This window comes from Rhodococcoides corynebacterioides (assembly GCF_019834675.1).
In the GTDB taxonomy this organism is placed as follows: Bacteria; Actinomycetota; Actinomycetes; order Mycobacteriales; family Mycobacteriaceae; genus Rhodococcoides; species Rhodococcoides corynebacterioides_A.
In genome coordinates this window covers 583,164-609,858 of sequence record NZ_JABUBU010000001.1, presented here as the reverse complement: position 1 = coordinate 609,858, position 26,695 = coordinate 583,164, and the positions used below count along the sequence as shown (strand labels likewise).

The window sequence follows — 26,695 nt, the reverse complement described above, 5'->3', positions numbered from 1 at the left end:
GCGCTCCCCCGTAGACCGCGTGTATCGCTACGACGCGGTCGAGCGTTCCGCCAGGAGTTCGGCCGCGTCGTCGGGCGCGAGGGCCACCGCCGGGAGGGCTCGGGTCAGCAGCGCGATGACCTCCTCGCGGGAGAGTTGCTCGTCCCGCAGCCAGTGGACCGTGGCTTCCTCGCAGAACGCGATCCACCCGCGGATGGCGAGGTGGATCACCGGGGTCGGCTCGATACCGACCAGCGGCAACTGGGCGAGCGTCCGATCGGCCATGGCATCGCGCGTGCGCTCGAAGACCGCGCGGGTGGCGGGATCGCCGGCCGCGGTGCCGCGCAGGAGGGAGACGTAGGTGGTGCGGTTCTCCGAGACGTAGTCCACGTAGGCCGTGAGGGTGGCGGCCAACGTCTCGATGGGTCCGAGCCCGTCCGGCGGCGCGGTGGAGTCGAGCATCTCCCGGCTGATGTGCTCGACGATGGCCAGGTGGTACTCGTCCTTCGACGAGAAGTAGTGGAAGAGCAGACCCCGCGACACCCCCGCCTGATCGGCGATCTCGTCGACGGAGATCTGGGACAGTGGGCGATCGGAGAGCATCCGCACGCCGAGCTCGATGAGCTGTGACCGCCGCTCGTCGGGGCTCAGCCTGGTCCGCTTCATGCCGCCCATACTACTGAATATCGGTCAACAACTGTTGACCATCGCTCAACAAGCCTCTAATCTTCGATGCATGAGTCATCCAGTAACAGATACCGACGCTGTCGCTGCGCGGTACGTCGACACGATCATCATCGGCAGCGGCTTCGCCGGATTGGGCGCTGCGATCAAACTCAGCCAGCAGGGCAACTCGAACTACCTCGTGCTCGAGCGTGGGTCGGACGTCGGCGGCACCTGGCGTGACAACACCTACCCCGGCGCCGCCTGCGACGTGCCGTCGCACCTCTACTCGTACTCGTTCGCGCTCAACCCCGACTGGACGCGCTCGTTCTCCCGGCAGCCGGAGATCCAGCGCTACATCGAGAAGGTCGCCCGCGAGCACCGCGTGTACGACCGGCACGTCTTCGACTGCCACGTCGAGTCCGCCCGGTGGAACGAGGCCACGGCGCAGTGGGACCTCGAGACCACGCAGGGCGCGTTCACCGCGTCGAAGCTGGTGTCCGCCGTCGGCGCGCTGAGCGAGCCGAACCTGCCGGACATCCCCGGCATCACCGACTTCCGCGGCGACATCTTCCACTCCGCCCAGTGGGATCACGAGACCAGCCTGCGCGGCAAGCGCGTGGCCGTCATCGGCACCGGCGCGTCGGCCATCCAGATCGTGCCGGCCATCGCCCCCGAGGTCGCCCACCTCGACGTCTACCAGCGCACCGCGCCGTGGGTGCTCCCCCGCCTCGACCGGGAGTACACCGCCCTCGAGCGCGCGGCCTTCAAGTACGTCCCCGGGTTCCAGCGCCTCTCCCGCACCGGCATCTACGCCGCGCGCGAGACGCAGGTCGTGGGTCTGGCCAAGGCGCCCGCCCTGATGAAGGTCTTCGAGTTCATCGCGCGTCGGCAGATCGCCCGCGGCATCAGCGACCCGGAGCTGCGGCGCAAGGTCATGCCGAACTTCCGCATCGGCTGCAAGCGCATGTTGATCTCGAACAACTACTACCCGGCCCTCAGCCGTCCCAACGTCGACCTGGTCACCGACGGCATCGCCGAGGTGCGCGAGCACTCCATCGTGACGAAGGACGGCACGGAGCGCGAGATCGACGCCCTGGTGGTGGCCACCGGGTTCCACGTCACCGATTCGCCCACCTTCCAGGGCATCTTCGGCCGCGACGGCCGTTCGCTCGCCGAGGTGTTCGACGAGCGTGGCCAGCAGGGATACAAGGGCGCCGCCGTCGCCGGCTTCCCCAACCTGTTCTTCCTCGTCGGCCCCAACACGGGCCTCGGTCACACCTCGATGGTGTTCATGATCGAGTCGCAGCTGAACTACGTGATCGACGCCCTGAACACCATGGAACGCCACGATCTCGGGGTCGTCGAGGTGCGCCGGGACGTGCAGGACCGGTACAACGCCGATCTGCAGCAGAAGCTGGGCAAGTCCGTCTGGCTCACCGGCGGCTGCGCCTCCTGGTACCTGGACAAGCACGGCAACAACACCACGCTGTGGCCGGACTTCACCTTCGAGTTCCGCCGGATCACCAAGCAGTTCGACCTCGAGGCCTATGATGCGGTGGCCGCGACCGATCTGGCGTCGACGCAGGCCGACCCCACTCCCTCGGCCCTCGGCACGCCCGCTCCGGACACCACCCGGAACGACACCGATCCCGCCGACCTCACGACGAAAGCGACAGCACGATGAGCGAATTCTCCGGCCGCGTCGCCGTCGTCACGGGCGCGGGCTCGGGCATCGGCCGAGCCCTGGCGCTCGATCTGGCGTCGCGCGGTGCGCGCCTCGCGCTGTCCGACGTCGATTCGGTCGGCCTGGCCGAGACGGTGTCCGCTGTGACGGCACGCGGCGCCGAGGTCCGCAGCGATCACCTCGACGTCAGCGAGCGCGGCAGCGTCCTCGACTACGCCGAGACAGTGCGCGGCCACTTCGGTGCGGTGAACCAGATCTACAACAACGCCGGCATCGCGCATCACGGTGACGTGGAGCGCACCGAGTTCAAGGACTTCGAGCGCATCCTCGACGTCGATTTCTGGGGCGTCGTCAACGGCACCAAGGCCTTCCTCCCCCACCTGATCGAGTCCGGGGACGGTCACGTCGTCAACGTCTCCAGCCTCTTCGGTCTGCTCGCGATCCCCTCGCAGTCCGCCTACAACGCGGCGAAGTTCGCCGTCCGCGGCTTCACCGAGGCCCTGCGCCAGGAGATGCTCATCGCCCACCACCCCGTGCGCGTGACCTGCGTGCACCCGGGAGGCATCAAGACCGCGATCGCCCGCAACGCCACGGTCACCGGGGACCACGACCAGCGATCGGTCGCCGAGTTCTTCGACCGCAAGCTCGCCCGCACCTCGCCGGAGGCCGCGGCGCGCACCATCCTCACCGGGGTGCAGAAGGACAAGGCCCGCGTGCTCATCGGCGCCGACGCGCGGGCACTCGACGCGCTCGTCCGCGTCGTCGGGCCGCACTACCAGGACATCGTGGTTAAGCTGTCCGGTCGCGTCATGCCGAAGCCGATCGCCTGAGCCCCGTGCGCGTACCGCCGATGTCGCTCCCCCTGCCCGTGGTCTCGCGGGCAGTGGGGGCGATCTTCCGTCTCGCCCTGTCCCCGCGCCTCCCGACCGCGGTGCATCGCCGTGTGCTCGAGGTCCTCGCGGCGGGACTGCCGCTTCCCGACGGCACCGTCACGCGGGCCGATCGGCTCGGCGGTGTCCCGGTGGAGTACGTGACCGTCGGCGCCACCGTGCGGCCGACCACGGTGCTCTACCTGCACGGCGGCGCCTACGTCGCCGGATCGCCGCGGACCCATCGAGCGCTGACCGCGACGCTCGCGCAGGACAGCGACACGCGCGTCGTCGCGGTGGACTACCGACTCGCCCCCGAACACCCGTACCCCGCGGCGATCGAGGATGCGCTCGCCGTCGTCGACGCCCTCGTCGCCGAGGGGCGGGACCTCTCCTCGATCGCCGTGGTGGGCGATTCCGCCGGCGGCGGTCTGGCCGCTGCCGTCACCGCGGCGCTGGTCGACCGTGGTCTCGTCCCGGCCTGCCTGGTCCTGATCTCACCGTGGACCGATCCCGCCGACCGCGACTTCCCGGCCGATCGTGACCTCCTGCTCGACCGACGCTGGCTCGAACGATCCGCGGCCGACTACCTCGGCGCCGGCGACCCCGCGGACCCCGGGTACGCACCCGCGCACCGCGTCCCGACGGGCTTCCCCCCGACGCTCGTGCACGTGGGCACCGCGGAGATCCTGCGCCCCCAGGTGCTGCGGTACGTCGAGGCGTTGCGACGGGCCGGCGTGCCCACCACGCTCACCGACTATCCCGACCTGTGGCACGTCGCCCATCTGCAGGCCACGATTACCGAGCCCGCTCGCGAGGCGGTGCGGCAGATCGGTGCGTTCGTCCGAGCGCACGTGACGCCGGCCTGACGGCCGGGCCGCCGGGTCAGCGGCCGCCGACCTCGTCCACCCACTGCTGCGCGACGACGTCCGCGGGCTCGCCCGCGTCCACCCGCCGCGTCGCCGCGGCCAGGTCCGCGGTGGTCAACTCCCCCGCCACCGTCTCGAGGGCCGCGGCGGCCGCGTCGTCCAGCGCACCCTTGCGAACGAGCGGCGCGACCTCCTGCGCGGCGAAGGCCGCGCGATCGTCGGTCAGGGTCGTGCCCGTTCCGGACTCGCCCGTCGGCAGGGGCGCCGTCACCGCCCGCCCGATCGTGACGTCCCCGCCCCGATCGACCGTGCCCGCGAACCGGCAGCCGTAGACGTCGTCGAGCGTGGACAGGATGCCCTCCCCGGCTTCCCCCGGGACCGTCACCGTCAGGCCCGCGCAGGCGGGTGCGAACGCGGACAGGGTCGCGGCGCCGGTCACCGGCGCCGACGTGCGCACCACGACGTCGTCGGCGGCGGTGGCGGCATCGGACACCGTCAGCCAGTCCGGCAGCGATCGGGCGAGCGCCTCGTGGACGTCCTCGGCGGTCCGCGCGTCCGACGACGAATTCAGCAGGGCGAGTGCGGCACCGGAGAACGCGGGCAGCAGCGACACGCGCGTGTCGTCGAGCGCGGCCAGAGCGTCGGACAGGTCCCGGGTCGGCACGACGACGGCGTCGGTACCGCCACGCAGCAGTGCCGCCCGGTAGATCGCGGCGAGGGTGGTCCCGGCCGGAGAACCGGTGTCGGCCACGGTGATCGGGGCCGAAGCCGAGCGGGACGCGGCGCTGCTCGGCTCCCCCGTGCCGCATCCGGTGCCGCACACCGTCAGCAGCACGACGCCGACGCCCACCGCCGCTGCCCGTCGCTTCACCCGTGTTCCTCCGCCGTGTCGGTCCGCCGTGTCGGTCCGCCGGCGGGACCGTCCGAGCCGAATATGCGCCGACGCCTGTGCATGTCGGTGCCTATCGTTACACTCGGCCGGTGAACACGACACGTCGCACCCGTCTCCCTCGTCGCGGATCGGTGCGCCTGGCCACCACCGCTCTGGTCGCGTCCGCCGCGCTGGCTCTGTCGGCGTGCGGCGGCGGTGAATCGAACCCGCTGAGCAGTGGTGGCGAGGGCGGCAGCGGCGGTGACACCAACGCGATCGTCGTCGGCTCCGCCAACTTCACCGAGTCCGAGATCATCGCCAACATCTACGCGGACGCGTTGCGCGCCAACGGATTCGACGCCAGTACGCGCCTGTCCATCGGCAGCCGCGAGGCGTACATCCCGGCGGTGCAGGACGGCTCGATCGACCTCATTCCGGACTACACCGGCAACCTGCTGCTCTACTTGGACCCCGAGGCCACGGCCACGGCGTCGGACGAGGTCTCCGCGGCGCTGACCGAGGCGCTGCCGGACACCCTGGCCGCCTCCACCCCGGCTCCGGCCGAGGACAAGGACGCCGTCGTCGTCACGCGGGAGACCGCGGAGCGGTGGAACCTGACCAACATCAGCGACCTCGCGCCCTACGCCGGCGAGGTCCGGTTCGGCGGACCGCCGGAGTTCGCGGAACGCCCGGTCGGCCTGCCCGGCCTGCGCGACAAGTACGGGGTCGACATCCCCGCGGCCAACTTCGTCCCGATCTCAGACGGCGGCGGGCCGGCCACGGTGGCGGCGCTGGTCTCCGGCGAGATCACGGCGGCGAACCTCTTCACCACCACGCCGGCCATCGTCGAGAACGACCTGGTCGCGCTCGCGGACCCGGACAACAACTTCCCGGCCCAGAACGTGGTTCCGGTCTACAACTCGTCGAAGGCCTCGGACAAGCTCACCGCAGTGCTGAACGCTGTGTCGGAGAAGTTGACCACCGTCGAGTTGCTCGCGCTGAACCAGGAGGTGTCCGGCGAGAACAAGACCGAGCCCGCCGCGGCCGCGTCCGCCTGGGTCGCCGAGCAGGGATTGGACAAGCCGGTCCAGTGATCCGGTTCGACGGGGTCACCAAGCAGTTCCCGGACGGCACGACGGCGGTCGACCGTCTCGATCTCGAGATCGTCGAGGGTGCGTTCACGGTGTTCGTCGGCCCGTCCGGGTGCGGCAAGACCACCTCGATGCGGATGATCAACCGCATGATCGCCCCGTCGTCGGGTCGTATCGAGGTGGACGGTCGCGACGTCGCGTCCGTCGACCCCGTCACCCTGCGCCGCGGTATCGGCTACGTCATCCAGAGCGCCGGTCTGCTGCCCCACCGCACCGTCGTCGACAACGTCGCGACGGTGCCGGTGCTGACCGGGACGTCGCGTCGGCAGGCCCGTCGTGACGCGATGGCCGTGCTCGAGCGGGTCGGCCTCGACGCCGCGCTCGCCACCCGCTACCCCGCCCAGCTGTCCGGTGGTCAGCAACAGCGGGTCGGCGTGGCCCGCGCGCTCGCGGCCGATCCCCCGATCCTGTTGATGGACGAGCCCTTCAGCGCCGTCGATCCCGTGGTGCGGGAGGACCTCCAGAACGAGATGCTCCGCCTGCAGGCGGAGCTGAAGAAGACCGTCGTGTTCGTCACGCACGACATCGACGAGGCCGTCCGTCTCGGTGACCGCATCGCGGTGTTCGGGACGGGCGGGGTGCTGCAGCAGTACGACACGCCGGATCGGGTGCTGTCGTCACCGGCCACCGACTTCGTCGCCTCGTTCGTCGGTCGCGACCGCGGTTACCGCGGACTGTCCTTCCGCGACGGGTCGTCGGTGCCGCTGCATCCCCTCGCCACGACGCGCGCGGAGTCGGCCACGGAGGTGCGTCTCGAGCCGAGCGAATGGGTGCTCGTGGTCGACGACGCCGACCGGCCGCGCGGCTGGATGGACGTGACCGGTCTCGAGGGCGTCCGCGCCGGTCGCTCGCTCGACGAGTCCACCGCCGCCGGCGGGTCGCTGTTCCCGGAGGGCGGCGATCTGCGCCAGGCGCTGGATGCGGCCATCTCCTCCCCGTCCGGCATCGGTGTCGCCGTGCGCCGAGACGGGTCCGTCCTCGGCGGGATCGACGCCACCGAGGTGCTCGCCGTGCTCGCCGCTCAACGCGACACCGAGGCGAGCGAGCGGAGCCGGGCGTTCACCGAGTCCGGGCCGGCCACCGGCTGATGCGCTGGCTGATCGAGAACGTCGACACGGTCCTGGACCTCACCCGGACTCACCTCTACCTGTCTCTGCTGCCGCTGCTGATCGGCCTGGTCATCGCGGTGCCGGTCGGCTCGATCGTCCGGGGGTCGCGGTGGGCGCGGCGGTCGACGCTGGTGGTCGCCAGCATCGCGTTCACCATCCCCTCGCTCGCGCTGTTCGTGACGGTGCCGCTCATCGCGGGCTTGCGGATCCTCGATCCGCTCAACGTCGTCATCGCCCTCACGGTGTACTCCACGGCGCTGCTCATCCGCGCCGTCCCCGAGGCCCTGGACTCCGTCCCGCCCGAGGTCGTCGACGCCGCGACGGCCATGGGTTTCGGTCGGCTCCGGCGGACCGTGGCGGTCGAACTCCCGCTCGCCCTGCCGGTGCTGACCGCCGGCGTACGCGTCGTCGCCGTCACCAACATCTCGCTCGTCTCGGTGGGATCGGTGATCGGCATCGGCGGCCTGGGCCAGCTGTTCACGCAGGGGTACCAGCGCAACTTCCCCGACCAGATCCTGGCGGGCATCATCGCGATCGTGGTCCTGGCGCTGTTCTTCGACGCGGCGCTCTACCTGGTGGGGCGGGCGCTCACTCCGTGGACCCGGACCGGCCGGCGCCGCCGCGGTAGCCGGGTGACCACCGATCGCGCCGCCGTGGGAGAACCGACATGAGCATCGTCTCCGACGCCGTCGCCTACATCCTCGACGGCGCCAACTGGTCGGGCGGTGTCGGCATCGGCACCCGTCTGCTCGAACACGCCTGGTACAGCCTGCTCGCCGTCGTGATCTCGGCGGCCGTCGCGGTTCCGCTCGGACTGGCCGTCGGCCACCGGCGTCGCGGCGAGGTGGTGATCGTGGGTCTGGTCAACAGCCTGCGCTCGCTGCCCACGCTGGGTGTCCTGACGTTCGCGGTGCTGGCGCTGGGCCTCGGACTGGTGCCGCCCATCCTCGCGCTCGTCCTGCTCGGCATCCCGCCGATTCTCGCGGGCACCTACGCCGGGGTGGCCAACGCGCCCGCCACGGTGGTCGACGCCGCCCGCGCCATGGGGATGCGGGAACGCCAGGTGCTCTTCCGGGTGGAGGTGCCGGTGGCACTGCCGCTGATCCTGGGGGGTCTGCGCAACGCCACGCTGCAGGTCATCGCGACGGCGACGGTGGCGGCGTTCGTCAACCTCGGCGGTCTGGGGCGCTACATCTTCGACGGTCTCGCGCTGTACAGCTACGACCGCGTGGTGGTCGGCGCCATCCTCGTCGCCGTCCTCGCCCTCGTGGCGGACGGTCTGTGGGCGCTGGCCGTGTGGGCCTCGATGCCGGGCACCGGCCGACTGCGCCGCACCCCGCGCATCTGACGCGCGGGGCGGGCGCGGTGGGTCAGACCACTCCGTCCCGGCGCGCCGCCTCGGCGACCGCCGCGGCCACGGCCGGTGCCACCCGCGGGTCGAGCGGGCTGGGCACGATGCGATCCGCCGCGAGATCGTCGCCCACGACGGACAGGATCGCGCCGGCCGCCGCCAACTTCATGTTCTCGGTGATCCGCCGCGCGCCGGCGTCCAGGGCACCGCGGAACACGCCGGGGAACGCCAGCACGTTGTTGATCTGGTTGGCGAAGTCGCTGCGGCCGGTGGCCACGATCGCCGCGTGACGACGCGCGTCGTCCGGGTGGATCTCCGGGTCCGGGTTCGACAGGGCGAAGACGATGGAATTCGGCGCCATCGACGCGATCGCCTCGTGGGCGACGGTGCCCGCCGAGACGCCGACGAACACGTCGGCGTCCGCGAGCGCGTCGGCGGTGGTGCCGCGCAGACCCCGCGGGTTGGTCCGCGCGGCGAGGTCGGCCTTGACGGGTGTGAGGTCGTCGCGGCCGGACTCGACGATGCCGCGCGAGTCGAGGACCACGACGTCGGACACGCCCGCGGCCAGCAGAATGTTGGCGCACGCGACGCCGGCGGCGCCCGCACCCGAGATGACGACGCGCAGCGCGCCGAGCCCGCGCCCCTGCACCCGCACCGCGCCCTGCAACGCCGCGAGCACCACGATGGCCGTGCCGTGCTGGTCGTCGTGCATGACGGGGCAGTCGAGGGCCTCGACGAGCCGCTGCTCGATCTCGAAGCACCGCGGCGCCGAGATGTCCTCGAGGTTCACGGCGCCGAAGCTCGGGCGCAGGCGCACGAGGGTCTCGACGATCTCGTCGACGTCGTTGGTGTCGAGCACCAACGGGATGGAATCGAGCCCGCCGAACTTCTTGAACAGCGCGGCCTTGCCCTCCATCACCGGCAGGGACGCCCGCGGGCCGATGTCGCCGAGTCCCAGCACCGCGGAGCCGTCGCTGACGACGACCACCAGACGCTCGGTCCAGGTGTACTGGTTCACCAGGTCGCGGTCGGCGGCGATGGCGCGGCTGACCTTCGCGACGCCGGGGGTGTACGCGATGGACAGGTCGCGGACCGTCTCGAGGGGTGCGGTGAGCCCCACCTCGAGCTTGCCGCCGACATGGCTGAGAAAGATCTCCTCGTCGGTGATGTCGGTGGCGGTGCCGGCGGATTCGGGCGCAGCGGTCATGACGAACTCCTCGCGGAAGCGTGACGGGAACACGGGACGTGATCGGCATCGAGGCGCGCGCCGGTGATCGGTAACCCTGGCGGCGGGTGTCGAGCTGGCGGCGCGGCGGTGGCCACGCGCTGTCACGCCGCGGGTGGCGGCGCTACGAGTGGGTCCAGTGTGCCAGATTCCCGACGGCGTGGTTACTCGAGAGTCAGTTCCGCCGCGACGCGGTGCGTCAGTTCCGCCGCGACGCGCCGCGTCAATTCCACCACTGCGTCCACAACAGAGCCCCGGCCACGGCGAGGACGCCGAGGGAGCCGAGGACGGACACCGCGCGGGTGCGGTGGTCGGCGAGGTGTTGCAGGACCAGGGCCGCGACGACGGCGACGACGTGCCAGGTCACGCTGGCGGTGCCGGGCCCGGGGAAGCCGCGGTCCCCGCCGATGATCGCGGCGGCGACGACGACGGCGGTGAGGACGACCAGCCCGGCGGTGACGGATCCGGAGAGCGCCCTCATCGGCTGCCCCCCGGGAGCACCACGTCGATGCCCGTCGCGCGGTCCACGAGGGTGGCGTACTGCTCGGGGGCGGTGGTGCGGGCGGCAATCGGGGTGGTCTTGTTGGTGCCGTGGTAGTCGCTGGATCCGGTGACGATCAGATCGTGCTCGCGGGCGATACCGCGCAGCAGCGCGGCGTCGGCCGGGTCGTGGTCGGGGTGATCGACCTCGAGTCCGCCGAGCAGACCGCCCTGTGCGAGCTCGAGGATGTGGTCGAGGTGCAGGAGCCGACCGCGCGTGCGCGCCCGGGCGTGCGCGATCACGGAGACGCCGCCGGCGGCGGCGATCATGGCGACGGCGTCGTCGAGGGGGGCGTCGGTCTTCTCGACGTAGAACTGCCCGCCGGTCTTCAGCAGGTCCTCGAAGGCCTCGCCCACCGTCGACACCACGCCGAGGTCGACCAGCGCGCGGGCGAGGTGGGGACGTCCGGCGCTGGGGCCGGCGGCGGCGAGGATCGCGTCGGCGTCGACGTCGTACCCGGCGGCCGCCATCTTGCCGATCATGCTGCGCAGGCGGGTGACTCGCTCGTCCCGCAGGCGCTGCCGTTCCGCCTTCAGTACCGCGTTCTCGGCGTCGAAGAGGTACGCCAGCAGGTGCACGGTGACGGGGTCGCCGTCCTCGCCGCGTCCGGTGCAGGACATCTCCATGCCCCGCACCAACGTCGGGGCGTCGGCGCGGCTGCGCACGGCCTGCTCGGCCTCGGCCCAGCCCGCGGTGGTGTCGTGGTCGGTCAGCGCGAGCACGGTGACACCGGCCGCGATCGCGGCCTCGACCACGCCGCGGGGGCTGTCGGTGCCGTCGGAGGCGGTGCTGTGGGTGTGCAGATCGATGCAGTCGGACACGGGGTTCAGTCTGTCAGCCCGCCGGTCCGAGGGTCGCTGCGGTCCGGGTGGGGTCGCGCACGTCGATGCCGGCCTCGGTCCACGCCTCGCGCAGCGCGTCGGCACCGCGCAGGCGCACCCAGGCGGCCTCCGTCGCGGTGACCGGGACGGCGGCGAGGAACTGCACGGGGTCCATCGGATCGGGCAGGGCGAGGTCGTCGAGGTCGTCGGGGTCGTCGGGGTTTGAGGCTCCCAGCAGCACGGCGGTGAAGGGGGCGCCCGGCCACAGCGACTCCCCGGCGTCGAGCAGCGCGTCGGCGGTGAGGACCACGCCTTCGACCGCGGGCGCCGCGGCCAGGACGGCCAAGGTCTTCCACACCTCGGTGACGGCGGGGTCGCTCACCCGCAACGTCAGAACCAGTTCCGCCCGCGGTCCGCGGAGCGGGTCGGCGAGGGCGGCCGTCGGGTCGGTCATGGGGTGCCGGGCGCAGCCGACGGTGACCAGGCGCAGCAGCGCGTCGGGTGCGTGCGTGAACAGCAGGACGTCGATCGGTTCGAGGCCCAGGAACGTCCGCGACGCCGCGACCGGCGACCCGCCCCACCGGGACGACACGTGCGCTCGAACTGCCTCGACCGGGTTGGTTCCCGCCTCACTCGCCACCGGTCCATACAACCACCCGCGTTCTCCCCCGCCCGGTACGGTCGTCTGCGTGGTGCGAGTCCTGACTGTGTCCGACGAGGTCGTCGAGGGACTGTGGAACGCCCGCCGGTTGCCCTTCGAGGTGGATCTGGTGCTGGGTGCGGGTGACCTGCCCTTCGCCTACCTCGAGCACCTGGCGAACGTGGCCGACGCCCCGTGCGTCTTCGTTCCGGGCAATCACGATGCGGATCTGACCGGGTACTCCGCCGGCCGGGTGGGGTGGATGCGCGCCGGGTTGCCGACGTCGTGGCCGGGCCCCGGCGGCGCGATCAACGCCGATCGGCGCATCGTGGCCGCCGCCGGTCTGCGGATCGCGGGACTGGGTGGCTCGATCCGCTACCGCACCGGGCCGAATCAGTGGACGGAGAGCCAGCAACGCCGACGGTCGGGGACGTTGATCCGCACCGACGCGTGGCACCCGCGCCTGCGCCGCACCACCGAGGCCGACGGAACCAGCCGCGGGGTGGACATCCTGCTCACGCACAGCCCGCCGGCGGGTGTGGGCGACGGGGACGACGCTCCGCACCGCGGGTTCCGCTGCCTGCACACCGTCACCGAGAAACTGCGTCCGCGGATGCTGGTGCACGGTCACGTCCATCCGCACGGCTCACGGCCGGTCGACCACGAACTGCACGGAGCTCTCGTCCTCAACACCGTGGGTTACGCCCTGTTCACCCTGACCCCCGGCGGCGCCGAGCCGCCCGTGATCGAAAGACGTCGCCATGGTTCGTGACACCGGATTCCCCGCCGCCGACGCGCAGAACGATTTCTCCCGCCAGCGGCGCCGCGCCGACGTCGCGCGTCTCGTGGGCTGGCTGCGTCGCCAACCGGACGACGTCAACACCATCCTGCCGTTCGACGAGGTGGTCGCCGCGCTGGGCCGGGTGGGCGAGCGTCGCCTCGGTCTGGAGGTGATCCGCGTCGACTCGATCGTCGGAAGCGTCGACCGCACACGGGATTTCGACCGGTATTTCCGCCCGACGTCCGCGCGGACGCGCGAGCGCTGGCAACGCTTGGCGACGGCATGGCGTCGCGGCGAGTCGATGCCCCCGATCCAGGTCTACCGGGTGGGCCCGATGCACTTCGTCATCGACGGTCACCACCGGGTGTCGATCGCGTGCGCCATGCACCACAGCACGATCGAGGCGTACGTAACGGAGATCGTCACCCGCATCTCCCCCGACGGCATCTCGAGCCGCGGTGATCTGCTGGTCAAGGACCACCGCCGCATCTTCTTCAGCCGGGTGCCGTTGACGGGCAAGTCCCGCGACGCCATCGAGTTCACCGACCCGTGGCAGTACGCGGAGCTCAGTGATGCGGTGGAGGCGTGGGGTTTTCGGTTGATGCAGGAACTCGGCGAGTTCGTCGACCGCCGCACGGTGGCGCGGCGGTGGTTCGGCGAGGAGTTCCTGCCGGTGGTCCGCATGGTGCGCTCGGTGGGCGGGATGTTGACCCGGCACACCGACGCCGAGGCCTACATGTGGGTGGCGCGGGAGCGGTATCGCCTGGTGCGCAGCCACATCTGGAACGACGAGATCCTGGCGCAGTTGAAGGACAACGCGCCCCGCTGAGCAGCGGGGCGCGTCGTCCTGGCTTCCTCGATCAGAGCGTCAGGTTGGCCCCGGACTCGGTGTCGAAGACCTGCACGCGGCGCGGGTCGAACCACAGGTCGATCTTCTCGCCGATGCGGGCCCGCGACTCGGCGGCGACGCGGGCGACGAGCTGCCCGGTGACGTCCGTGCCGGCGTCCGCGGCCAACTCGTCGAGCTCCCGCGAGCTGACGCCGGGGCCGTCGGCGGAGAAGTAGACGTACTTGTCCGACCCCATCGACTCGAGCACGTCGACGCGCGCGGAGAACGTGCTGCCGTCGATGCGCTGGTAGGACTCCATCAGTGCGGCGTCCTCGAGGTGCTCGGGCCGGATACCGACGACCACCTCGCCCTTCGCGTTCTTGCCCGCCACCTTCTGGCGCGCCTCGCCGTCCAGCGCGATGTCGCCGAGCGGGGTGCGCACCCCGGCGTCGGTGAGCGTGCCGGGCAGGAAGTTCATCGACGGCGAGCCGATGAACCCGGCGACGAACAGGTTCCGCGGACGGTCGTAGAGCTCCTGCGGCGAGCCGATCTGCTGCACGAGTCCGCCGCGCAGGACCACCACCCGGTCGCCGAGGGTCATGGCCTCGGTCTGATCGTGAGTGACGTAGACGGTGGTGGTGCCCAGCCGGTTCTGCAGCTGCGCGATCTCGGTGCGCATCTGCACGCGCAGCTTGGCGTCGAGGTTGGACAGCGGCTCGTCCATGAGGAAGGCCTTGGGGCTGCGCACGATCGCGCGTCCCATGGCCACGCGCTGACGCTGACCGCCGGAGAGGTTGGACGGCTTGCGGTCGAGGTGCTGACCGAGGTCGAGGATCTTCGCAGCCTCCTCGACCTTCTGGTTGATCTCCGACTTGCTCATCTTCGCGAGCGTGAGCGGGAACGCGATGTTGTCGCGCACCGTCATGTGCGGGTACAGCGCGTAGGACTGGAACACCATCGCGATGTCACGGTCCTTCGGCGCGCGCTCGTTGACGCGCTCCCCCGCGATCCGCAGCTCGCCGCTGGAGATGTCCTCGAGCCCCGCGATCATGTTGAGGGTCGTGGACTTTCCGCATCCCGACGGTCCCACGAGGATGATGAACTCCCCGTCGGCGATCGTGATGTCGACGTCGCTGACCGCAGCGGCGCCGTCCGGGTACAGCTTGGTCACCTTGTCGAGAACGATTTCGGCCATGGGTCTATCCCTTCACTGCGCCGGACGTCAGGCCCGCCACGATACGACGTTGGAAGAAGAGCACGAAGATGATGATCGGGATGGTGATGACCACCGCGGCGGCCGCGATGGATCCCGTCGGTTCCTCGAACTGGGAACTGCCGGTGAACTGAGAGATGGCTGCCGGCACGGTGACCGAGCGTTCGGTGGCCGTGAGGGAGATCGCCAGCAGCAGGTCGTTCCAGGCGAAGATGAACACCAGGATCGCGGCGGTGACGATGCCGGGGGCCGCGAGCGGGGCGATGACCTTGCGGAAGGCCTGACCTGGGGTCGCGCCGTCCATCTTGGCCGCCTTCTCGAGCTCCCACGGGATCTCCCGGAAGAAGGCCGAGAGCGTGTAGATCGCCAGCGGCAGCGCGAAGGTGATGTACGGCAGGATCAGTCCCGGCCAGGTGTCGAACAGCCCGAGCGCACGCTCGATGTCGAACAGCGGTGTCACCAGCGAGATCTGGGGAAACATCGCGATCAACAGGGCGGAACCCACCAGCAGCTTCTTGCCGGGGAAGTCCAGACGCGCGACCGCGTAGGCGGCCATGGTGCCGATGACGACGGCGATCGCCGTGGTGATCAGTCCGATACCGATGGAGTTGATCAGGGCGCTGGTGAACTGCGAGGTCTGGAAGATGCCCTTGTAGTTGTCCAGCGTCCACGTGGTGGGGATGAACTTGCCGTCCGCGATGTTCGCCACCGGCTTGAAGGACAGCGAGATGATCCACACCAGCGGAATCAACGCGTACAGCAGGACCAGCAGGTTGACGATGGACCAGCCGGCTTTCGTCTTGGTGGTTGCGGCCATGGGTCAGCGCCCTTCCGTGTCCGAGCCGGGTGCGGAGGCCCCGAACAGTTTGATGAAGACGAAGGCGATGATGGCGACGCAGAAGAAGATCAGGACGCTGATCGCCGATCCCAGTCCGAGGTTGAACGCACCGAAGAGGTTGTTGTACCCCAGGATCGACACCGACCCCGTCTGATTGCTGCCTCGGGTGAGCACGTAGATGTTGTCGAAGATGCGGAACGCGTCCAGCGTGCGGAACAGCAGCGCCACCAGGATGGCCGGCTTCATCAGCGGAATGATGATGCGCAGCAACCGCGTCCACGCTCCGGCCCCGTCGACCTGGGCGGCCTTGAGCAGGTCGTCCGGGACCAACGCGAGTCCCGCCAGGAGCAGCAGCGCCATGAACGGGGTGGTCTTCCACACCTCGGCCAGGACCACGATGGCGAGCGACGGAATCTGTTGTGTCAGCGGCGCACTGCCGTCGGGCAACAGGTTGGCCAGGTAGCCCGTCTCGGGCGTCCAGGCGTAGTACCAGCTGTAGGCCGCGGCCACGGTCACGATGCCGTACGGGATCAGCACCACGGTGCGGACCAGTCCGCGCCCGAAGATGGTGCGGTGCATGATCAGAGCGACCGCGAGACCGAGCACGAACTCGATGGCCACCGAGATGACCGTGATGACCACGGTGACGGTGAACGCCGTCCACCAGTAGCCGTCGGTGAGCACGGCGGCGTAGTTGGACAGACCCACGAATTCGCGCTCGTCGGGGAATGCCAGGTTGTACTTCTGCAGGGACAACCAGAACGCGTAGACGATCGGGTAGGCAGTGACCGCCAGCATCATGATGGCGGCGGGCGCCACCAGCAGCAGTCCCAGTCGCCGCTCGGCCTTCTTGCCCTCCGAGCGTGCCTCCTCGGCCTGCTTGGAGTGCTTGTGCGGCCGCGCGGTGTCGGCGGTAGCGGTCACGGGATCAGCCCTTCCGAGTTCACGGCCTGCGTCACCAGGTCGGCGAGACGATCGACGTCACCCACCGGGTCGATGGACTGCGGCGGATGCATCGCGTCGGTCAAGAGGATCGAGATCGCCTGGTAGGCAGGCGACACGGGCCGCACGGCCGCCTTGTTGATCGAGTCGAGCACGCCCTCCCACGCCGGGTAGGCGGCCTGGAAGTCCGGGTCGTCGTAGAGCTCGCGGATCACCGGGGGCACGCCGCCCTCGACGGCGTTGTTGCGCTGGTTCTCGCGGTTGGTCAGGCACTCCACCGCGGCCCACGCCTCGTCGGGATGCTCCGTGGTCTTCGCGACACCGATGTTGAACCCACCGATGGTCACCTCGGCGTCCTTGTCCGGGAGCACAGCCGGGTACGGCGCGCTGCGGAAGACCTCGTTCACCGCGGCGTCCTGCTGTTCCGCCGGCACCGACGACAGGTCGAGGAAGGACACGCCGCCGGCGGCGGCGTTCTCCTTCAGACCCGGCAGCACGAAGGGGTAGTTCACCTCGGCGAACATGGTGCCGGCCTCGACGCCCAGACGGGCGGTGCCCTCGTCGCTCTGCGAGACCGACGGGTCGGCGCCGGGCGCGGTGGCGACCGCCTTGATGATCGACAGGGCCTTCTCGGTCGCGGCCCGGTGCTCGGGGGTGTCGTTGAGGTTCTGGGTGACGCCGTCCTCGGCGACCACCTGACCGCCGGCACTCTCGAGCAGCGTGTTGAACCACACCATGAAGCCCTCGTACTGCTTCGCCTGCACACCGAGCGCGGCGGGCTTGCCGGCCGCGGCGTTCTCGCCGGCGACGGCGATGAGGTCGTCCCACGTGGCGGGCGGCTGACCGTTCGGCACGAGATCCGGCCGGTACCACAGCAACTGGGTGTTGGAGTTCAGCGGAACGGCGAAGAGCTTGGTGCGCTCACCGGTCGCCGGGTCCAACCACCGCGCTGTCTCGAGCGGACCCTCGAGCACCGACCCGTCCTGCAGCTTGGCCGACAGATCGTCCGGCACGGGCAGCGCCCATCCCGCCTCCGCGAACTCGGCCGTCCACACGACGTCGAGCGTCATGAGGTCGAGCGAGCGGTCATTGCCCGCGAGGCGCCGGGCCAGCTGCAACCGTTGATCGTTCGCGCTCTTCGGCAGTGTCATCTGCTGCACGCGATAGGCACCGCCGGACTGCTCCGTGCACGCCTGCGCTGCCGCGGCGTACTGCTCCGCGCCGTCGGCCGCGGTGTAGAAGCTGAGAACGACGCCGTCGTCGGAGGATCCACACCCCGCCAACAGCCCGCCAGCCACCACCACCGCGGCGCTCGTCGCCGCGAGTTTCCTCGCCCTGTACCTCTTCGGCACGACCGCCTCCTCTGCCGCAGAAGGAAGGCACCGGACGGGGCCCGACTCCGCAGCGTGTGCTTCGTTGGACACGCATTCCCTGCGAAGGGGAACCTAGTCCACGGCAGGACGGAAAATCGGGGCTTGGTGCAAGTCCGTGACCCATTCGGTATCCGGGGCGCCGGGGCGGGCCGGCTCGGACGTCAAATGGCCAGTCGCGCCAACAGATCCCGCGCCTTCTCGGCGGTCTTGGGTTCGCAGAGGACGTCGTACCGACCGGCCACCAGCTGCATGGTCGAGGCGAAGTCGCGCTGCCCCCGCGTGGCGGCGTAGGGAATGGAGGCGGAGATCAGACCGAAGACCACACCACCGAGGACACCGACCACGAGGGCGCTGAAGTAGTTGGTGTTGGTGACGATCGCCAGGATCAGGCCGAGGAAGACACCGAGCCACGCACCCGAGAGAATGCCTCCACCAATGACTTTCGGCCAGGTGAGTCGACCGATGACCCGCTCGACCTGCATGAGGTCGACGCCGACGATGGTGACGTCCTGCACCGAGAACTCCTGATCGGAGAGGTAGTCGACGGCACGCTGCGCCTCGGCGTACGTGGGGTAGGACCCGATGGGCCATCCCGACGGCGGAGTGGGCAGACCCTGGCCGGGCCGCCCCGGCTGCGACAGAGGATTCGTCATGCGCTCATTGTGCCCGGTCAACGGCGGTCGCGCCGTCGGCCGTGACGGACATCCCCGCCGCACGCCCCGCCGCGGCGACCGCCCGGGCGATCCGGTGCCCGGCCTCGTCGACCATCTCGTCGCCGACCATCACCGCGCCGCGGTGTCCACCCTCCGCGGACAGGTGTCGGGCGTAGGCCTCCACGATCGCGACGGCGCGGTCGAAGTCCTCCTGGCGCGGGGCGAAGATCTCGTTGGCCGCGGCGATCTGCGTGGGGTGCAACACCCATTTGCCGTCGTATCCGAGTGCGGCCGCGTGTCGGGCGGACGCGGCGAATCCCGCCGCGTCGCGCACCTGCACCCACGGCCCGTCGACGGCGGCGACGCCGTGTGCGCGTGCCGCGACGAGAATCGACATCAGGACGTGGTGGTAGGCGTCGCCGTGCGCGAGTCCCGGCGGCTGCTCCCCCACCGTCAGCGTGCGCATCCCGATGTCGGCCATGAAGTCGCCCGGCCCGAACACCAACGCCTCGAGCCGCGGCGACGCGGACGCGATGGCGTCGACGTGCAGCAGACCGCGCGCGTCCTCGATCTGCGCATCGATACCGATCCGTCCCACCGGCAGCTCGTGCTCGCGTTCGAGCTGGGTGAGGATGAGGTCCAGCGCCTGCACCTCGCCGGCGGAGCGCACCTTGGGCAGGACGATCACCTCGACCCGGTCACCCGCCGGCCCGACGACGTCGGTCAGGTCCCGCAGCGTGTGTGCCGTCGTCCAGTCGTTGACCCGCACCATCCGGCGCTGCGATCCCCAGTCGTCGGCGCGCAGCGCGTCGACGACCGACGCCCGCGCCGCGACCTTGGCGGCCGGTGCGACGGCGTCCTCGAGATCGAGGAACACCGCGTCGGCGGGCAGGCCGCGCGCCTTGCTCATCATCGACGGGTTGCTGCCGGGCACGGCCAGGACCGAACGCCGGAGCAGCGCCGACCGGTCGGAGGGAGTGGTCACGGCGCCGACCCTAGTCACCCGCCGGGCGTGGTCGCGTGTCCGTCTACCCTTGCGTCCCATGGCTGCTGTGAACAAGGTGTTCGCCGCTCGACTCGCGGGTCTGGTGGTGCTCGGACCCGACGGCGAGTCGATCGGCCGGGTCCGCGACATCGTGATCACCGTGCGCATCGGCCGACAACAGCCGCGCGTCCTGGGCCTCGTCGTGGATCTGGCGACCCGACGCAAGATCTTCGTCCCCATGCTGCGCGTGACGGCCGTCGAGCCGACGTCGGTCACCCTCACCACCGGCAACGTCAGTCTGCGGCGGTTCTCGCAACGGCCCGGTGAGGTCCTCGCGCTCGCTCAGGTGCTCGACTCCCACGTCCGCACCGACGATCCGGACGCCCCCGACCTGCACGGCGTCGACGCCGTCGTCGTCGATCTGGGGATCGAGCAGACCCGCACGCGGGACTGGGTGGTCTCGCGCGTCGCGGTGCGGCCGCACCGCACTCGCCTGGGCCGGCGGGGCAGCATGCACGTCATCGACTGGCAGAACGTGCAGGGTCTGACTCAGATGGACCTGTCGCAACCCGGTCAGGGTGTCTCGCAGTTGCTCGCGCAGTTCGACGGCCTGCGTCCCGCCGACGTCGCGGACGCGATTCGCGACCTGCCGGAGAAGCGTCGACTCGAGGTGGCGTTCGCGCTCGACGATCAGCGATTGGCCGACGTCATCCAGGAACTTCCGGACGACGACCAGATCGACCTGGTCCAGACCCTCGAGCCGGGCCGCGCCGCCGACGTGCTCGAGGCGATGGACCCGGACGACGCGGCGGACCTCCTCGGCGAACTGCCCGAGCCGGAGGCGGAAGCTCTGCTGCGGCTGATGGACCCGCAGGACTCCGAACCGGTGCGACGGCTGCTCGAGCACTCGCCCGACACCGCCGGCGGTCTCATGACCCCGGAGCCGGTGGTGCTCAGCGCGTCCGCGACCGTCGCCGAGGCGCTCGCACGTGCCCGCAACCCCGATCTGACGCCCGCCCTCGCGTCGCTGGTATTCGTGGTCCGTCCGCCGACCGCGACCCCGACCGGCCGCTACCTCGGCTGCGTACACCTGCAACAACTTCTGCGAGAACCCCCGGCGTCGTTGGTCGGCGGGGTGATCGACACGACGCTGTCGACCCTGTCCCCCGACGACGGACTGGGCGCCGTCACGCGCTACTTCGCCGCGTACAACCTGGTCTGCGGACCGGTGGTGGACGAGGAGGAGCACCTCATCGGCGCGGTGACGGTGGACGACGTCCTCGATCACCTACTGCCGGACGACTGGCGCGAACAGGAGCACGTGGGTCATGAGTGACGGGGGCATTTCCGCACGGCAGCGGCTGGACACCCCGCGCGGTTCACGGCGGTTCCGAGTGGACATCGACGTCGACGCGATCGGACGCACGGGCGAGAACGTCGCGCGCTTCCTGGGCACCGGCCGGTACCTGGCGATCCAGACGATCATCGTGGTGGTCTGGATCCTGCTGAACGTGTTCGCGCTCAGCCTGCAGTGGGACCCGTATCCCTTCATCCTGCTGAACCTCGCGTTCTCGACGCAGGCCGCGTACGCCGCGCCGCTCATCCTGCTGGCCCAGAACCGCCAGGACGACCGGGACCGCGTCTCGCTCGAGGAGGACCGCGCACGGGCCGCCCAGACCAAGGCGGACACCGAGTTCCTCGCCCGGGAACTCGCCGCGCTCCGTATCGCCGTCGGCGAGGTCGCGACGCGCGACTATCTGCGTCGCGAGCTCGACGATCTGAAGGCGGTGCTCGCCGATCCGTCGCTCGCCGACGAGCGCCCGCGCAAGAAGTCGCGACGCCGCCTGGAGGAACCGGACGAACCGACTCGTTTCGACCACAGCGAGGACACGCGCCGGTAACCTCGGTCACACTGCGCGTCGGGTCCGAAGAAGTGCGCACGGTGTGATCGGTGGGGGTTGGTGCGTATGCGTGTCGGCGGTGTCGTGAGTGCGTCGGTGCTCCTGCTCGGTGCTGTCACGGTGGCCGCGGGCTCGGCCACACCCAGCTCCGCGAACCGGGCGACGGCGTACCCCGCGGCCGTCGTCGCGGCGGCGCCCGTGGCCTCCCGTGACACCGCGGTGGGTCTGGTCGACCCGCCCGAGCGCACCGCCGCCACGTTCCGGTCGCCGACGGCATCCGCACCCGCCGGAGCGCCCCCGGCCGCACCCGGCGCGCCGGCGGCGAACATCCTCGTCGGCGCCCTCGGCATTCCGGATCTCGTGTTGCAGGCCTACCGGGCGGCCGAGGCCCTGACCGCCACCACGATCCCCGGGTGCAGGCTGCCCTGGCATCTGCTCGCCGCCATCGGCCGTATCGAGTCCGGGCACGCCGGCGGCGGACGCACCGACGTCACCGGAACCACGTTGACGCCCGTCCTCGGACCGCCGCTGGACGGTCGCTCGGCCGCCGACGCCGTCATCACCGACACGGACGGCGGTGCGCTGGACGGCAATTCGACCCACGACCGCGCGGTGGGGCCCATGCAGTTCATCCCGTCGACGTGGGCGGCGTACGCCACCGACGGCAACGGCGACGGCAAGTCCGATCCCAACAACGTCTTCGACGCGGCGGCCGCGGCGGGCAAGTACCTGTGCTCGGGTGGCCTCGACATGACCAAGGCCGCGGACGCCACGGCGGCCGTGATGCGCTACAACAACTCGGCCGCGTACACCGCCAACGTGCTCTCGTGGTCGGCGGCGTACTCGGGCGGCGCCAGCCCGGTTCCCGGACGTATCGGGGACCCGACGCCCATTCCGTCGCCGGTCGACGCGCTCGCGATCGCCGCCGCCGCGCCGGGCGCCGCGGACGTCGCGCCGAGCACCGATCCGAGCACCACGAGCGCCCTGCCCACCACGCTCGCCCCGGTCACGACGACCACGCCGCCGCCGGCGTTCGGGATCGAGGGGTTGCCGCCGCTGCCGACCTTCGAATTGCCGACCATCCCGTGCCTGCTCTGTTCGCCGGCTCCTCCGGCGCAGACCGTCACGGCACCGGCGGTCACCGACAGCACAGCACCCACTCCATAACGACCGGATAACAGAACGGCAACGGATACGGTACCCTCGCTCCCGGCACTTACACGTCGGAGCAGTCGCTCACGGATCACGAGTCCGGCGAGCGGCGAGGAGGTACATCAGTGGGTCGGCACCGCAAGAAATCGACTTCCGCACTACGCCGGAATTCGGTGATCGCGTTGACCGGCTTGATCCCCGCCGGGGGCATCGCCGTCGCCAGCAGCTATGCGGCGGGCGCCGACATCCCGTTCCTCCAGACGCGGGTCGCATCCCACGAGGTGCCGCTGGACGCGAGCCGCATCGACACCACCCCCGCTCCGGCTCCCGTCAGCCCCGAACCGCCCGCCCCCGCGCCCGAGCCCGCACCGGCCCCCGTCGTCGATCCCGGTCCGGCGCTGCCGGAGAGCGTCGTCGCGCACCCGCTGGGAGTGCCGGCGGTCAACGTCGAGGCCTATCGCAACGCGGAGCGGATCCTGCACGAGACGGTGCCCGGCTGCAACATGTCGTGGTCCCTTCTCGCCGGCATCGGCCGCGTCGAGTCCACCCACGCCAACGACGGCAAGGTGGCCCCGGACGGCACCCTGCTCGAGCCGATCCTCGGACCGCGACTCGACGGCAGCCTGGCCGGGAACAACGTGATCTACGACACCGACGGCGGCGAGCTCGACGGTGACGCGGTGTACGACCGCGCCGTCGGCCCCATGCAGTTCCTCCCCGAGACGTGGAAGCGCTACGCCACCGACGGTAACGGAGACGGCAAGGCCGATCCTCAGAACCTGTTCGACAGTGCCGCCACCACCGGCAAGTACCTGTGCGACGGCGGCCTTAACATGGCCGATCCCGTCCAGGCCACGCAGGCCATCCTGCGCTACAACAACTCGATGGCGTACGTGGCCAACGTGGTCGCCTGGTCCGTCGCCTACTCCACCGGAATCGCTCCCGCCGAGGGCGACCTGCCTCGCATCCACTAGGCCCGCATACCATCGAGGTATGCCCGCAGTCATCGAATCGGACGTCCGCAGCGCGCTCGCGCGTGTGAACGACCCCGAGATTCGCAAGCCCATCACCGAGCTCGGCATGGTCAAGAGCGTCGCCGTCGGTGACGACGGGTCGGTGGACGTCGGCATCTACCTCACCACCGCCGGCTGCCCCATGAAGACCGAGATCAGTGACCGGGTGCGCACCGCCGTCGCCGACGTCGCCGGCGTCGGCGAGATCCGCGTCGAACTCGACGTGATGAACGACGAGCAGCGCACCGAGCTGCGGAAGTCGCTGCGCGGCGACTCGGCCGAGCCGGTCATCCCCTTCGCCCAGCCGGGCTCGCTGACCCGCGTCTACGCGGTCGCCTCGGGCAAGGGTGGAGTCGGAAAGTCCTCCGTCACCGTCAATCTCGCGGCCGCCATGGCCGCCAAGGGTCTGTCCGTCGGGGTGCTGGACGCCGACATCTACGGCCACTCCGTGCCCCGGATGCTGGGGACCGATGCACGGCCGACGCAGGTCGAGCGCATGATCATGCCGCCCGTCGCGCACGAGGTGAAGATGATCTCGATCGCCCAGTTCACCCAGGGCAACACCCCGGTCGTGTGGCGCGGGCCCATGCTGCACCGTGCGCTGCAGCAGTTCCTGGCCGACGTGTTCTGGGGCGATCTCGACATCCTCCTGCTCGACCTCCCGCCCGGTACCGGTGACGTCGCGATCTCGGTGGCGCAGCTCATCCCGGGCGCGGAGATCCTGGTGGTCACCACGCCCCAGCAGGCGGCGGCCGAGGTCGCCGAGCGTGCCGGGGCCATCGCCCTCCAGACCCGCCAGCGGGTGGTCGGCGTCGTGGAGAACATGTCCTGGCTCGAGCTGCCCGACGGCACGCGCATGGACGTCTTCGGCACCGGTGGCGGACAGGCCGTGGCCGATCGCCTCACCACCGCGGTCGGTGCGAAAGTTCCGCTCCTGGGCCAGATTCCACTCGACACGGCGGTGCGGGAAGGTGGGGACGAGGGCGTTCCCATCGTGCTCGGCGCGCCCGACACCCCGGCGGCCCGCGCTCTCACTGAGGTCGCCGAGAAGCTGTCCGTCCGCAGTCGCGGGCTCGCCGGCATGAGCCTCGGCATCGACACCACGCGTCACCTGTAACCCACCCCTGCCCGTCAGAACGGGGGTGGTTCGTGGTCCGCCGCCTCGGCCGGGGTCGCCGGTAGTCCGAGGTTGCGGAGGCGGTTGCGGTTCCGCTCTTGTCGGCGGCGGGCGTGTTTCTGCTCGGTGCGAGGGGCGGGTCGTCGGCGTTCGGTGAGACCGGGTGGTCGCGGTGGCGGTGGGTCGCCGAAGACGATCATGTCGAGTCCGGGGTGGGTGTCGTGGCCGGTGAACGCCGGACCCAGCACCGTCCGTCCCTCGGGGATGGTGATGGTGCGGATCAGCCGACTCGGATTGGTGGGGTCGGGGTACTGGTCGTCGACGAAGTCCCCGAACGTTTTCAGTAGGTGATGGAAACGGCATTTGGCGCCCAACCCGGTGGCCGATGTCTGGCCGCCCCGGTCGGGGTGGGTGTGGTCGTATTCGGTGATGTGGTCGAGGTCGGCGTCCCACGCCGGCTTGTTGCAGCCGGGCCAGGTGCAGAACTGATCTCTTGCCCGCACGTACGCATCGAGTGCCGCCGAAGGTCGGTACGGGTTCGACGGTTGCGTCGCCGGGAGTGGGGTGTCGGTGCCGTCACCCAACGAGCGGATCACCGAGCGCGGATCGGTGGCGAGGCCGCGGACGTGGGCGCCGGAGATGATGCCGATGCCGGAGAGGAATCCGACGCCGTCGACGGCGTCGAGACCGACCGGCTCCTCGCACCCGCGCAGGCCCTCCGCCGCAGGCTGTTCCGCCGCGGACCGATCGATGGAGGTCGGGTCCGCGGCGGCGTCGGCCTGGACTGCGGTGACGGATTGATCCGCTGCAACCGGCTCCGATGCAACCGGCTCCGCTTGAACCGGTTCCATCGCAACGGGATCCGACGCAGACGGCTCCGGCGCCACCGACTCGGCCGTGGCCACATTCGCGGCAGGTTCGGCCTGAACCTCGGCCTCGGCCTCGGGCAGAAGAGACGCAGGGGTGGGCTCGGTGTTCGGTCGCGGCAGGTGCTGTGGCGACCTGCACACCCTCTCGTTCTCGGGTGCGGGGACGGGGCCGGTGAGGGTGGTGGTGTCGGTGACGACGTGGATCACGATGCGCGGAGCGGTCGCTGCGAACTTGCTGACGTCGATGTTCTTGTAGCGGCAGTCGGTGATCGGGCGGTCGCAGTCGCACCCGAACTCGGTCTGAGTGACCAACGCGTAGTGCGCATCCGATGCCCGCGCCGCCGTCGATCGGGTGTCCTTCGGGCACACCTGCCCTGCCAACCGCTGCACCGCGGCGGCGGCGAGGGCGGTGTCTTCGGCGGACCGGGTGTCCGTCGTCGTGGCCATCCCGTCCCGCCCGGTCTCGACGGAAAAGTTGCGCTTCCTCGCCACCCTGGCGCGGTGTTCACGGACGGCGTCCGGGTTACGGCGGTGCACCATCTTGTCGACCATCGTCTCCACCCGCTTCTTAGACCAGGTTCCGGGTTTGCGGAGGGCGGCGGCGATGTCGGCGTCGACGAGGGCGGCGTAGCACTGCCCCTCGATCAACTCCGTCCGGGAGACGATGGTGCGAATGTGATGTGGGGTGACCACCCCGTCCCGCAGACACTGCGCCACCGTGGGGAGTCGATCCCGCAGCGCGACGGAGTCGGTCAGCAGAGTGGACGCCGCCCACTGAGTGATCGACAGGGTGGTGGCGATCGAGGCGGCGCAGCGGGTGAACGCATCGAACTCCCGGCGGTCCTCGTCCTCGAACGGCACCACCAACTCCGTGTGCATGACGGCGGCGAGCTGGTACTTGAACCATTCGAGGTAGGACACCCCGGCCGTCGCGTGCACCAACGCGTCCAACGCCTCCGCAGCAGGTAGGTCGGTCGTGGCCGGCAAGCCGAGCGCGGCGTGGTCCAGCGCAGCCCACGACGTCACCGCGGACTGTGTCCCCACCTGCACTGCAGCCATGCTGTCGACCCCCCAGTCGCTCGTATGTTCGAGTGTACCGGCACCCACCGACACGGTCCATGACACGCACGCACGAACCCGAGAGCAGCGGTACTCACGCGTCATGAGCGAACACGTCGACGGAAACGGGATGGACAGGAGCGATAGCGCTTCGCCGTCGTGATTCGCCGGGATGCTGACGGTGCGGCGTCGAG

At 70.4% G+C, this 26,695-nt stretch carries 27 protein-coding genes; 14 read left to right on the top strand and 13 right to left on the bottom strand.

The annotated features are described in order from the left end of the window. Window positions 1-27: 27 nt before the first annotated feature. Entirely contained in the window at window positions 28-654 is a 627-nt protein-coding gene (locus tag HQ603_RS02905; protein WP_222682828.1) for a TetR/AcrR family transcriptional regulator, read from the bottom strand. A 61-nt stretch (window positions 655-715) separates the two neighbouring features. Between HQ603_RS02905 and HQ603_RS02900 the strand changes: the two genes are divergently transcribed. Genes HQ603_RS02900 through HQ603_RS02890 form a run of 3 tightly spaced genes read left to right on the top strand, consistent with a single transcriptional unit; the run spans window position 716 to window position 4,067 of the window. Next, on the top strand, window positions 716-2,329 hold the full coding sequence (locus tag HQ603_RS02900) for a flavin-containing monooxygenase (protein WP_222682827.1): 1,614 nt from the start codon (window positions 716-718) through the stop codon (window positions 2,327-2,329). Next, window positions 2,326-3,159, top strand: a complete 834-nt coding sequence (locus HQ603_RS02895) for an SDR family NAD(P)-dependent oxidoreductase (RefSeq protein ID WP_222682826.1) — start codon at window positions 2,326-2,328, stop codon at window positions 3,157-3,159. The genes HQ603_RS02900 and HQ603_RS02895 overlap by 4 nt, the downstream gene beginning before the upstream one ends. Before the next feature lie 20 nt (window positions 3,160-3,179). Continuing rightward, on the top strand, window positions 3,180-4,067 hold the full coding sequence (locus tag HQ603_RS02890) for an alpha/beta hydrolase (protein ID WP_222683230.1): 888 nt from the start codon (window positions 3,180-3,182) through the stop codon (window positions 4,065-4,067). A gap of 16 nt (window positions 4,068-4,083) precedes the next feature. On the opposite strand, the gene HQ603_RS19080 is transcribed toward HQ603_RS02890, so the two are convergent. Then, entirely contained in the window at window positions 4,084-4,938 is an 855-nt protein-coding gene (locus HQ603_RS19080) for a glycine betaine ABC transporter substrate-binding protein (RefSeq protein WP_222682825.1), read from the bottom strand. 110 nt (window positions 4,939-5,048) lie between these two features. Here HQ603_RS19080 and HQ603_RS02880 point away from each other — a divergent pair, with 110 nt between their 5' ends. Genes HQ603_RS02880 through HQ603_RS02865 form a run of 4 tightly spaced genes read left to right on the top strand, consistent with a single transcriptional unit; the run spans window position 5,049 to window position 8,546 of the window. After that, entirely contained in the window at window positions 5,049-6,032 is a 984-nt protein-coding gene (locus HQ603_RS02880) for an ABC transporter substrate-binding protein (RefSeq protein ID WP_222682824.1), read from the top strand. Then, entirely contained in the window at window positions 6,029-7,177 is a 1,149-nt protein-coding gene (locus HQ603_RS02875) for an ABC transporter ATP-binding protein (protein ID WP_222682823.1), read from the top strand. The genes HQ603_RS02880 and HQ603_RS02875 overlap by 4 nt, the downstream gene beginning before the upstream one ends. Continuing rightward, window positions 7,177-7,869: an ABC transporter permease gene (locus HQ603_RS02870; RefSeq protein ID WP_222682822.1), complete on the top strand. Its 693-nt coding sequence runs from the start codon at window positions 7,177-7,179 to the stop codon at window positions 7,867-7,869. The genes HQ603_RS02875 and HQ603_RS02870 overlap by 1 nt, the downstream gene beginning before the upstream one ends. Next, the gene (locus tag HQ603_RS02865) at window positions 7,866-8,546 is read left to right on the top strand and encodes an ABC transporter permease (protein WP_222682821.1); all 681 of its coding nucleotides are present in this window, start codon (window positions 7,866-7,868) and stop codon (window positions 8,544-8,546) included. The genes HQ603_RS02870 and HQ603_RS02865 overlap by 4 nt, the downstream gene beginning before the upstream one ends. 22 nt (window positions 8,547-8,568) lie before the next feature. Here HQ603_RS02865 and HQ603_RS02860 read toward each other — a convergent pair whose 3' ends face one another. The 4 genes from HQ603_RS02860 to HQ603_RS02845 all read right to left on the bottom strand — a co-directional run bounded on the left by HQ603_RS02860 (window position 8,569) and on the right by HQ603_RS02845 (window position 11,728). Next, window positions 8,569-9,756, bottom strand: coding sequence for an NAD(P)-dependent malic enzyme (locus HQ603_RS02860; RefSeq protein ID WP_222682820.1), 1,188 nt, complete (start codon window positions 9,754-9,756; stop codon window positions 8,569-8,571). Window positions 9,757-9,997: 241 nt separating this feature from the next. After that, window positions 9,998-10,255 carry a hypothetical protein gene (locus HQ603_RS02855; RefSeq protein WP_222682819.1) on the bottom strand — a complete coding sequence of 86 codons (258 nt, stop codon included), beginning with the start codon at window positions 10,253-10,255 and terminating at the stop codon, window positions 9,998-10,000. Further along, on the bottom strand, window positions 10,252-11,136 hold the full coding sequence (locus tag HQ603_RS02850; RefSeq protein ID WP_308126332.1) for a PHP domain-containing protein: 885 nt from the start codon (window positions 11,134-11,136) through the stop codon (window positions 10,252-10,254). The genes HQ603_RS02855 and HQ603_RS02850 overlap by 4 nt, the downstream gene beginning before the upstream one ends. Window positions 11,137-11,149: 13 nt before the next feature. Continuing rightward, window positions 11,150-11,728, bottom strand: a complete 579-nt coding sequence (locus HQ603_RS02845; RefSeq protein ID WP_308126331.1) for a suppressor of fused domain protein — start codon at window positions 11,726-11,728, stop codon at window positions 11,150-11,152. 97 nt (window positions 11,729-11,825) lie between these two features. Between HQ603_RS02845 and HQ603_RS02840 the strand changes: the two genes are divergently transcribed. After that, window positions 11,826-12,548 (top strand): metallophosphoesterase family protein, encoded by a 723-nt coding sequence (locus HQ603_RS02840; protein ID WP_222682817.1) that lies wholly within the window; start codon window positions 11,826-11,828, stop codon window positions 12,546-12,548. Then, complete coding sequence (locus HQ603_RS02835) at window positions 12,538-13,386, top strand: chromosome partitioning protein ParB (protein WP_222682816.1); 849 nt, start codon at window positions 12,538-12,540, stop codon at window positions 13,384-13,386. The genes HQ603_RS02840 and HQ603_RS02835 overlap by 11 nt, the downstream gene beginning before the upstream one ends. Window positions 13,387-13,417: 31 nt before the next feature. Here HQ603_RS02835 and HQ603_RS02830 read toward each other — a convergent pair whose 3' ends face one another. From HQ603_RS02830 to HQ603_RS02805, 6 genes are all read right to left on the bottom strand, one after another. Then, a complete protein-coding gene (locus HQ603_RS02830) occupies window positions 13,418-14,581 on the bottom strand; it encodes an ABC transporter ATP-binding protein (protein ID WP_222682815.1) in 1,164 nt (387 codons plus the stop codon). 4 nt (window positions 14,582-14,585) lie between these two features. Further along, window positions 14,586-15,416, bottom strand: coding sequence for a carbohydrate ABC transporter permease (locus HQ603_RS02825; protein WP_068152231.1), 831 nt, complete (start codon window positions 15,414-15,416; stop codon window positions 14,586-14,588). Window positions 15,417-15,419: 3 nt separating this feature from the next. Next, entirely contained in the window at window positions 15,420-16,361 is a 942-nt protein-coding gene (locus tag HQ603_RS02820) for a carbohydrate ABC transporter permease (protein WP_222682814.1), read from the bottom strand. Then, window positions 16,358-17,731: an extracellular solute-binding protein gene (locus HQ603_RS02815; RefSeq protein WP_222682813.1), complete on the bottom strand. Its 1,374-nt coding sequence runs from the start codon at window positions 17,729-17,731 to the stop codon at window positions 16,358-16,360. The genes HQ603_RS02820 and HQ603_RS02815 overlap by 4 nt, the downstream gene beginning before the upstream one ends. Before the next feature lie 182 nt (window positions 17,732-17,913). Beyond that, window positions 17,914-18,405, bottom strand: coding sequence for a general stress protein (locus HQ603_RS02810; RefSeq protein WP_222682812.1), 492 nt, complete (start codon window positions 18,403-18,405; stop codon window positions 17,914-17,916). Window positions 18,406-18,409: 4 nt separating this feature from the next. Then, window positions 18,410-19,390: an HpcH/HpaI aldolase/citrate lyase family protein gene (locus HQ603_RS02805; RefSeq protein ID WP_308126330.1), complete on the bottom strand. Its 981-nt coding sequence runs from the start codon at window positions 19,388-19,390 to the stop codon at window positions 18,410-18,412. A 58-nt stretch (window positions 19,391-19,448) separates the two neighbouring features. On the opposite strand from HQ603_RS02805, the gene HQ603_RS02800 reads away from it, so the two are divergent. The 5 genes from HQ603_RS02800 (at window position 19,449) to HQ603_RS02780 (ending at window position 24,573) form a co-directional block, all read left to right on the top strand. Further along, entirely contained in the window at window positions 19,449-20,726 is a 1,278-nt protein-coding gene (locus HQ603_RS02800) for a magnesium transporter MgtE N-terminal domain-containing protein (RefSeq protein ID WP_222682810.1), read from the top strand. Next, window positions 20,719-21,291 (top strand): DUF1003 domain-containing protein, encoded by a 573-nt coding sequence (locus HQ603_RS02795; protein WP_222682809.1) that lies wholly within the window; start codon window positions 20,719-20,721, stop codon window positions 21,289-21,291. Before HQ603_RS02800 ends, HQ603_RS02795 begins: the two co-directional genes overlap by 8 nt. 66 nt (window positions 21,292-21,357) lie before the next feature. Beyond that, window positions 21,358-22,458, top strand: a complete 1,101-nt coding sequence (locus HQ603_RS02790) for a lytic transglycosylase domain-containing protein (protein WP_222682808.1) — start codon at window positions 21,358-21,360, stop codon at window positions 22,456-22,458. A 110-nt stretch (window positions 22,459-22,568) separates the two neighbouring features. Further along, window positions 22,569-23,417 carry a lytic transglycosylase domain-containing protein gene (locus HQ603_RS02785; RefSeq protein ID WP_222682807.1) on the top strand — a complete coding sequence of 283 codons (849 nt, stop codon included), beginning with the start codon at window positions 22,569-22,571 and terminating at the stop codon, window positions 23,415-23,417. Window positions 23,418-23,436: 19 nt separating this feature from the next. Continuing rightward, on the top strand, window positions 23,437-24,573 hold the full coding sequence (locus tag HQ603_RS02780) for an Mrp/NBP35 family ATP-binding protein (protein WP_068102300.1): 1,137 nt from the start codon (window positions 23,437-23,439) through the stop codon (window positions 24,571-24,573). Window positions 24,574-24,587: 14 nt separating this feature from the next. Here HQ603_RS02780 and HQ603_RS02775 read toward each other — a convergent pair whose 3' ends face one another. Beyond that, the gene (locus tag HQ603_RS02775) at window positions 24,588-26,501 is read right to left on the bottom strand and encodes an HNH endonuclease signature motif containing protein (RefSeq protein ID WP_222682806.1); all 1,914 of its coding nucleotides are present in this window, start codon (window positions 26,499-26,501) and stop codon (window positions 24,588-24,590) included. Between the last annotated feature and the right edge of the window lie 194 nt (window positions 26,502-26,695).